The sequence below is a fragment of the Corynebacterium sp. genome, from assembly GCF_012837295.1.
Lineage (GTDB): Bacteria > Actinomycetota > Actinomycetes > Mycobacteriales > Mycobacteriaceae > Corynebacterium.
Genome location: NZ_DURI01000325.1, coordinates 1 through 3406, shown reverse-complemented (window position 1 = coordinate 3406; position 3406 = coordinate 1). Strand labels below are relative to the sequence as shown.

Annotated in this window: 5 protein-coding genes; 3 read left to right on the top strand and 2 right to left on the bottom strand. The window is 70.3% G+C overall.

Annotation, left to right across the window (positions count from 1 at the left end):
• The coding region (locus GX015_RS10745; RefSeq protein ID WP_366926285.1) for a VOC family protein at positions 1-233 on the bottom strand (233 nt) is incomplete at its 3' end.
• A 58-nt stretch (positions 234-291) separates the two neighbouring features.
• Between GX015_RS10745 and GX015_RS10740 the strand changes: the two genes are divergently transcribed.
• On the top strand, positions 292-591 hold the full coding sequence (locus GX015_RS10740) for a thiamine-binding protein (RefSeq protein WP_046651454.1): 300 nt from the start codon (positions 292-294) through the stop codon (positions 589-591).
• Positions 592-602: 11 nt separating this feature from the next.
• Complete coding sequence (locus tag GX015_RS10735) at positions 603-1616, top strand: tetratricopeptide repeat protein (protein WP_291345049.1); 1014 nt, start codon at positions 603-605, stop codon at positions 1614-1616.
• Positions 1617-1634: 18 nt separating this feature from the next.
• On the opposite strand, the gene GX015_RS10730 is transcribed toward GX015_RS10735, so the two are convergent.
• Positions 1635-2075, bottom strand: coding sequence for a TIGR02611 family protein (locus GX015_RS10730; RefSeq protein WP_291345048.1), 441 nt, complete (start codon positions 2073-2075; stop codon positions 1635-1637).
• A 228-nt stretch (positions 2076-2303) separates the two neighbouring features.
• On the opposite strand from GX015_RS10730, the gene GX015_RS10725 reads away from it, so the two are divergent.
• Positions 2304-3406: serine hydrolase (locus tag GX015_RS10725; protein ID WP_291345047.1), on the top strand; the 1103-nt coding region annotated here is incomplete at its 3' end.

The window sequence follows — 3406 nt, the reverse complement described above, 5'->3', positions numbered from 1 at the left end:
TCCTCGTTCAGCGGGGCGAGGATCTGGACCAGGGTGCCGCCCTCGGTCTTCTCGGCCGGGCCGAGCATGGCCTCGCGGACGCCCTGCTCCTCGTTGACCTCTTCGTGGTAGTTCACGAAGCCCATGTTGGCGCGGTACCACTCGACGGCGGCGTCGAAGTCGGGCACGGCGATGCCGACGTGATCGACGGCCGTGACGAAGTTGTGGGGGACGGTGACGTTGATGTCGCTCATGCACTCCAGGATACGGCGTTTGCCGCGCCCGTTCCGGGGCCGGGGTTACCCTGGGGCCATGATCGTCGCCTTTTCCGTCGCCCCCGCCTCCGCGGACCCCGATGAGGGCATGTCCGCCGCCGTCGCCGAGGCCGTCCGCGTCGTCCGCGAGTCCGGCCTGCCCAACGAAACCAACTCCATGTTCACCCTGATCGAGGGCGAATGGGACGAGGTCATGGACGTGGTCAAGCGCGCCACCCAGGCCGTGTCCTCCGTCGCGCCGCGCACGTCGCTGGTGCTCAAGGCCGACATCCGGCCCGGCTACACGGGGCAGCTGGCGGCGAAGGTCGATGCCGTCGAGCGCCGGCTCGCCGAGTAGGATCCGGGCCCATGACGCACGCCCACGGACATTCCCACGGCCACTCCCACTCGCACGCCGGCCACCGCGAGTGCTCGACGCCCCCGCCGCCGCCCGGCACCGTCGACCTGGAGGCCATCAAGCGCGAGGCCGACGCCCGTGCCGAAGTGGAGCGCCGCATCTCCGACCAGGGCGAGGGCTTGCCGCCGCTCGTCGACGTCACCGCCGAGAACTTCGACCCCGAGGTGGTCATCCGCTCCGAGCAGGTGCCCGTCGTCGTGCTCATCGGCGACCCGTCGTCGCCGGATTCGGTGCGCATGCGACTGCTTCTCGACGAGATGGCGCGCGAAGCCAACCTCAACTGGATCGCGGCGTGGGTCGACGCCGCCGCCCAGATGGACGTCGCCCGCGCCTTCGGCGTGCAGGCGCTGCCGACCGTCGTGGCCGTCGCCATGGGCCAGCCGATCGGCCAGTTCGTCGGCGAGCAGACCCGCGACTACATGGACCAGTGGATCGAGGCCGTCATGGACGCCACCCGCGGCCGCCTGAAGGGGTTGCCGGCGGGGACCCGCATGATGGGCGAGGGGGAGGAGGGCCCGGAGCCCGACGCCGGCCTCAAGCCCCCGACCGACGATCCGCGCCTGGCGCAGGCGGAGGAGAAGCTCAACGAGGGCGACTTCGAGGGCGCGGTGGCCGTCTACGACGAGATCCTCAAGTCCGAGCCCGCCAACGCCGAGCTGAAGGCCGCGCGCACCAACGTCGCGTTCCTGGCGCGCGCCCAGAAGATCGACCGCGCCTCCGATCCCATCGCCCGCGCCGACGCCGACCCGAAGAACGTCGGCCTGGCCCTCGAGGCCGCCGACGTGGAAATGCTCGTCGGCGACCCGGCGCTGTCGCTGGAGCGCCTGCTGGTGCTGCTGCCGACGGTGTTCGGCGACGACCGCGCGGCCATCAAGGATCGCCTGCTCGACCTGCTGCAGCTTTTCGACGCCGCTGATCCCGTCGCGCTCGACGCCCGCCGCCGGATGGCCAGCGCGCTGTTCTAGCGGCGGGGAGGGCCCGGGTCACGCCGCCTGCCGCGTGTACGGCCAATCGCCGGGGGCCATGAGATACCAGACCGTGGCCATGATCGCCGCCACCGAAATGGTCAGGGCGGCGCCCAACGCCACCTGCGTGGACCAGTGGCGGTCGCGGAACCATGCCTCCGAAGCGTCGTAAAGCCGGGCCAAACGCACGTTGAACCGGCGCATGGGCGGATGCACCAGCGACAGCAGGCCCAGCGAGATGAAGATGAGCAGCCAGCCGGGGGCGGGCGTCGGCAAGATGACGATGCCCACGATGAGCAGGCAAAAGCCCAGAACGAGCAGGACGGGGGAGAGGAAGGGGCCGTACCAGCGCCGGCGCATGGACTCGTGGCGGGACTTCATCCGGTCCATCAACCGGCTGATCCTCTCCTCCATGGTCCCTCCCCTCCGGTGCGTCGGCTCGACGGGGGCGTCCTCCATGCGGATCCCCGCGATGCGGTCCCCACGATATTGACACCCTCGCACCGGGGGCGCCCGTTCAACCGTGGCGAAGTGTCCCCGGGGCCGCCCCGGTGTTACTCTTCCTGCGATTCACGGTGATGAAACGCCGGCGCCCGACCCTCGAATTCGGTCGGGCGTCTTTTTGCGGCCCAGGTGCGGCGGCCCCGATCCGGGGAGCCACCGGGGGACGGTACTCGGGAGATGATCATGCGAGCGCGAACGGCGATGGCGCGGAAGACGCCCGGCCTCATGCTGGCCGCGATGTCGGCGACGGCGCTTCTGGCCGGGTGCACGATCCCGGGCACGACCGACGCCGCGGACGAAGCGTCCGAGCCGGCCGTCGCCCCCGTGGTCGATGGTTGGGACACGTCGGAGGAAGTCGAGTGGACCGACGCGCAGAACGTCCTCGACGAGGCGATGGAGGAGTTCTCCGACCTCTACGGCATCGAGTTGGCCGCCTATCTGCGGGTCATCGACGGCCCCTACCGGGGGCTGACGGCGTCGGTCGGCGGCGACGAGGAGCAGTACTCCGCGTCGACCATCAAGGCGCCGCTGGTCGTGACCGCGCTGAACACCTTCGGCGATGACCTCGACGAGGTCGTCACCGTCGACTGGGAGGACGCCGTGGGCGGCAGCGTCATCGGCGCCGGCGACTACACCGTCGACACCCTGCTGCGGTACGTGATGGCCTACTCCGACAACACCGCCGCCAACGGCCTCATCGACGCCGTGGGCGGGTTCGACGCGGTCAACGAAGTGATCGAGGATGCCGGGGTGGACGGGGAGCGCTACCACCTGGGCAACAAGATGAACATCCCCAACCCGTCCGGGGACCGGTCGTGGATTTCCCCGACCCAGTCGGCGCTGTTCATGTCGAAGATCCACGAGGCGGCCGATGGCGACGGCGACGCCGATTTCATAGACGGCGAGACCGCCCGCACGGCCCTGACCTACCTGACGTACGGCGGCGCGCAGAAGTTCGCCATGTACGCCGGCAATGCGGTGCAGAAGACCGGCGACACCGGCGAGGGCACCAACGACCACGGCATCCTCTACACCGGCGCCGGGCCCATCGCCTTCGGCATCACCACCCGCTTCGGCACCCCGATGAACGAGCTCACCGACGCCCTGCTCGGCCGGCTCGGCGGCCGCATCGCTACGTTGCTGCCGGACTACAACCGCCTCGACGGCGGTAAGCCGCTGAGCCCCGAGGACGCCGCCACGTGGAGCGCCGACGGGGACGGCGATGGCGTCGCCGACAGGCTCGGCGACGGCGCCGGCGAATATGAGATCGCGGCGGCCGATGGCAC

Bases quoted from the DNA above. Each gene is read 5' to 3' on its own strand.
- GX015_RS10740 (WP_046651454.1), top strand. From the start codon at position 292: ATGATCGTCGCCTTTTCCGTCGCCCCCGCCTCCGCGGACCCCGATGAG.
- GX015_RS10735 (WP_291345049.1), top strand. From the start codon at position 603: ATGACGCACGCCCACGGACATTCCCACGGCCACTCCCACTCGCACGCC.
- GX015_RS10730 (WP_291345048.1), bottom strand. From the start codon at position 2,075: ATGGAGGACGCCCCCGTCGAGCCGACGCACCGGAGGGGAGGGACCATG.